The sequence below is a fragment of the Trichlorobacter sp. genome (assembly GCF_030247655.1).
Classification (GTDB): Bacteria; Desulfobacterota; Desulfuromonadia; order Geobacterales; family Pseudopelobacteraceae; genus Trichlorobacter.
This window is the reverse complement of record NZ_JAOTRZ010000295.1, coordinates 1-2,996: the sequence shown is the minus strand read 5'-3', so window position 1 is coordinate 2,996 and position 2,996 is coordinate 1. Positions and strand designations below refer to the sequence as shown.

General features: G+C 49.1%; 6 protein-coding genes. 4 read left to right on the top strand and 2 right to left on the bottom strand.

What is annotated here, in order from left to right; translation table 11 throughout:
• The 4 genes from OEL57_RS15890 to OEL57_RS15875 form a co-directional block, all read left to right on the top strand.
• A partial coding sequence (locus OEL57_RS15890) for a flagellar biosynthesis repressor FlbT (protein ID WP_300741818.1) occupies positions 1-329 on the top strand: 329 nt, incomplete at its 5' end.
• Positions 310-687 (top strand): flagellar biosynthesis regulator FlaF, encoded by a 378-nt coding sequence (gene flaF / locus OEL57_RS15885; RefSeq protein WP_300741816.1) that lies wholly within the window; start codon positions 310-312, stop codon positions 685-687. The genes OEL57_RS15890 and flaF, both read left to right, overlap by 20 nt.
• 84 nt (positions 688-771) lie before the next feature.
• Positions 772-1,731: a thioredoxin-disulfide reductase gene (gene trxB, locus OEL57_RS15880; RefSeq protein WP_300741814.1), complete on the top strand. Its 960-nt coding sequence runs from the start codon at positions 772-774 to the stop codon at positions 1,729-1,731.
• Between the two features lie 3 nt (positions 1,732-1,734).
• Entirely contained in the window at positions 1,735-1,905 is a 171-nt protein-coding gene (locus tag OEL57_RS15875; RefSeq protein ID WP_300741813.1) for a hypothetical protein, read from the top strand.
• Positions 1,906-1,979: 74 nt separating this feature from the next.
• Here the strand turns inward: OEL57_RS15875 and OEL57_RS15870 are convergent, their stop codons facing one another.
• Positions 1,980-2,360 carry a cytochrome c3 family protein gene (locus OEL57_RS15870; RefSeq protein ID WP_300741812.1) on the bottom strand — a complete coding sequence of 127 codons (381 nt, stop codon included), beginning with the start codon at positions 2,358-2,360 and terminating at the stop codon, positions 1,980-1,982.
• 36 nt (positions 2,361-2,396) lie between these two features.
• A partial coding sequence (locus OEL57_RS15865) for a 4Fe-4S dicluster domain-containing protein (protein ID WP_300741811.1) occupies positions 2,397-2,996 on the bottom strand: 600 nt, incomplete at its 5' end.

The following is a 2,996-nucleotide window of genomic DNA, read 5'->3' as shown; positions in this document are numbered from 1 at the left end:
CAGCAGCTTGTATTCTTTTTGTTGAGAACAATGTCCCTATTCTCCGAGAGAAGGATATTCTAACGGAGGAGCAAGCTGATAGTTTTTGCAAAAAAATATATCTGGTTATTCAATTGATGTACCTTGGAGAGGTTCCAAATGTTGAGCTTGCTCAGATTTATGGTCAGCTCGTTACAGATCTTCTTGTTGCGGTTCCCAGTATGAAAGACTTGATTTCGGGGATTACCGCCTATATTCTAGAGGGGAAATTTTATCAGGCGCTGAAGCAAGCCCAGCAACTTATCCAGTATGAAGAGGAGCTTCTTAATCATGTACCAGAATCCGACTAATGCCTACACTTCAATGCAGAAAGAAACGCTTTCAGGTCGAGAGCTTGAAGCGTCAGTTTTAACTCGTGCCGGACTGATGCTGAAACAGGTGCAGGTAAACTGGTCAGCGCCCGATCGTGATGAAAAATTGCTAGAGGCAATTAAATTTAATCAAAAGGTCTGGAGTTTTTTTCAGGCTGAGCTGTCTGATCCTGAGAATCCTCTGCCAAAAAATCTGCGGCAGGATATTCTTAATTTGAGCCTTTTTATTGATAAGCGCCTGTTTGAGGTTATGGCAAATCCTGATACTGAAAAGCTGAATATTGTGATTGATGTTAACTTTAATATTGCCGCCGGGTTAAGGACAAAGCCCGAGTAAACGTCGTTGGCGTGACATTATTGTTTTTACCTGCTATCCTCTGCAATATTCCTGCAGGGGATAGTTTTATTTTAAGGAGATGCTATGTCGTCTGAAGTTCAACACCATCGTCTAATTATCCTTGGTTCCGGCCCTGCTGGCTATACCGCGGCGGTCTACGCAGCACGGGCAAACCTGAATCCGGTTATGATTGCCGGTCTTCAGCCGGGGGGGCAGCTAACCACCACAACCGAGGTTGATAACTGGCCCGGTGACCATGCAGGGGTTCAAGGCCCGGATCTGATGGAGAGGATGCGTCAGCATGCCGAGAGATTTAATGCGCAGATTATCTATGACACGATTGTGAGTACTGACCTGTCGCAGCGACCGTTCAAGTTGCAGGGTGACAGTACTAGATATACCTGTGATGCCCTGATTATTGCTACTGGTGCCTCGGCCCGTTATCTGGGCTTGGAGTCTGAGGAGGCGTTTAAGGGTAAAGGGGTGTCAGCCTGTGCCACCTGTGATGGTTTTTTCTATCGTAACAAGCCGGTCGCCGTAATTGGTGGCGGCAATACGGCTGTTGAAGAGGCTCTCTATCTTGCTAATATAGCCAGCCACGTGACGGTTGTGCATCGTCGGGATCAATTCCGCTCTGAAAAGATTCTGGCCGATAAGCTTAAGGCCAGGGCTGCCGAAGGCAAGGTCACTATCGAGTGGTTTCATACCCTTGATGAGGTGTTTGGCGATGCCATGGGTGTAACCGGTATGCGGATCAAGGATGTCCGCGACGGTTCAACCAAGGAGATTACCCTAGATGGTGTGTTTGTGGCGATTGGCCATTCTCCCAATAGCGGTATCTTTGACGGGCAGCTTGAGATGAAGGATGGCTATCTCAAAACTCGTGGCGGCTCAGAAGGCTTTGCCACCCAGACCAGCGTACCCGGTGTTTTTGCTGCCGGGGATGTGCAGGATTATATCTATCGCCAGGCAATTACCTCTGCCGGTACCGGTTGTATGGCGGCCCTGGATGCTGAGCGATTCCTGGATGGTCTTGGCGGGTAGTGTATGAGTGTTGACCCTATAAAAGATGATGGGCTGGACCTGCTGCTGCAGGAGATTGCCAAAAATCTTGATGAGAATCAGCGTTTTATCAAAGGGCTGAAGGACGATAGTATGGGTCGTGAGATTGAAAACGATGAGACCAGTCATGAAGAGGAAGCGTTTGAAGAGCTGTAGACCAAGTTGTTAAGGTAAAGTAAAAGGCGCCTCCGGAAACGGCAGGCGCCTTTTTTGTGCGGTGCTGGTTGATTCTAGTGGCCTTTTTTATCTGTCTTGCCGCCATTTTTATAGCGTTCTTCGCCCTTAACACCGATATGGCAGGTGGCGCAGCGGGTATTGGAGGCAAATGCCAGTGATCCGTTGTGGCAGGCGCCGCAATATTTACCCTTATAGAGTGAATCCATCACAAAGTCTACATTCTGCTGGGCCTTTTTAGCCTGTTGTTCAAACAGATGATTGTGGCACATGTCACAGGCCAAACCTTTTTCTGCATGGGTTTTATGGGAGAAAATAACCCCTTTGACCGGTTTGTCATAAATGATAGGGGCCTCTGGATAACTGGCAGCAATGGCAACTCCGGCTGCCAAGGACAGGGCGGCTACAGCGGTTATGAGTAGTGTGCGTATCGTCATAGTCTTAAATCCTCATTCTGGAGTGAAAGTGGTTAGCTATCCTTTGATATAGAATACGTTGGGACGCGTGCCTGATTCAGGACGCAGTACCCAGACCGCTTTTTCGATCTGATGTACGATCTTGAAGACTCGCTCCTCCTGATTGGAAAGGTCTCCAAAGATCCGCACGTCTGCGGGACAGGCGTGGGCACAAGCAGTATCTTTTTCACCTTTTGAGATACGGGTGTCCCAGCAGAAGTTGCACTTGTCAACTGCGTGTCGGGTTTCGTCAAAATAGCGGGCGTTGTAGGGGCAGCCTAACTGGCAGGTCAGGCAGCCAATGCACTTTTTGGTGTTCATCATGACGATGCCATGGGTCTTGTCCTTGTAGGTCGCCTTGGTGGGGCAGACTCTGACACACTGCGGCAGGTTACACTGGTTGCAGAGTACCGGAATAAACTCAAGCTTGCCACCGATGGCATCGGGAGTCTCTTTTTCAAGGATGGTGGTGCGGTAGTTGCCGTGGCGTTTCGGTACATTGTTAGTAGCCACACAGGCTTCCATGCAGCGTTCGCAGTCAATGCAGCGATGCTGTTGCATGACCATGCTGTAGTGCGGCTTGTAGGGGTACTTCTTTGCAAAGTCAGAGGCGTGGGC

Bases quoted from the DNA above. Each gene is read 5' to 3' on its own strand.
- flaF (WP_300741816.1), top strand. From the start codon at position 310: ATGTACCAGAATCCGACTAATGCCTACACTTCAATGCAGAAAGAAACG.
- OEL57_RS15870 (WP_300741812.1), bottom strand. From the start codon at position 2,360: ATGACGATACGCACACTACTCATAACCGCTGTAGCCGCCCTGTCCTTG.
- trxB (WP_300741814.1), top strand. From the start codon at position 772: ATGTCGTCTGAAGTTCAACACCATCGTCTAATTATCCTTGGTTCCGGC.
- OEL57_RS15875 (WP_300741813.1), top strand. From the start codon at position 1,735: ATGAGTGTTGACCCTATAAAAGATGATGGGCTGGACCTGCTGCTGCAG.